Raw genomic sequence first — 724 nt, 5'->3', positions numbered from 1 at the left:
GGTCACGCTCCAGCCGTTCGCCGTGTACGCGGGGGCCGAGCAGTCCATGATCGTGCTGGCCGCGCTGCTGGTCTGTCTGATCCCGACGACTATCGGTGCGTTGCTGTCGGCGATCGGTATCGCGGGCATGGACCGTCTGGTCCAGCGCAATGTTCTGGCCATGTCGGGGCGGGCTGTTGAGGCCGCGGGTGACGTGTCGACGCTGCTGTTGGACAAGACGGGCACGATCACGCTGGGCAACCGGCAGGCGGCCGAGTTCGTGCCGGTGCGCGGGACGACGGAGGCCGAGGTGGCCGATGCCGCGCAGTTGTCGTCGCTGGCCGACGAGACGCCCGAGGGGCGCTCCATCGTCGTCCTGGCGAAGGAGAAGTACGGGCTGCGCGAGCGCCACCAGGGCGAGCTCGTGGGGGCCGAGTGGATCGCCTTCACCGCGCAGACCCGCATGTCGGGTGTCGACGTCGACGGACGCAAGGTCCGCAAGGGCGCCAGCGGCTCCGTCATCGCCTGGGTGAAGGAGCGCGGGGGCAGCGTCTCGGACGAGGCGCAGGAGCTCACGGAGCGGATCTCCGAGAAGGGCGGCACGCCGCTCCTGGTGGCGATCGAAGACACGGACGGCGCCCGGGTGTTGGGCGTCATCCACCTCAAGGATGTCGTCAAGGAGGGCATGCGGGAGCGGTTCGACGAGCTGCGTCGCATGGGCATCAAGACGGTCATGATCACGGGC

Annotated in this window: 1 protein-coding gene; it reads left to right on the top strand. The window is 69.2% G+C overall.

What is annotated here, in order from left to right; genetic code table 11:
* The coding region (locus ACQB60_RS45745) for an HAD family hydrolase (RefSeq protein ID WP_496932042.1) at positions 1-724 on the top strand (724 nt) is incomplete at both ends.

The organism is Streptomyces odontotermitis (assembly GCF_050510915.1).
GTDB lineage: Bacteria > Actinomycetota > Actinomycetes > Streptomycetales > Streptomycetaceae > Streptomyces.
Note: the sequence above shows the minus strand (reverse complement) of the source record. Positions and strands in the feature narration are given on the sequence as shown.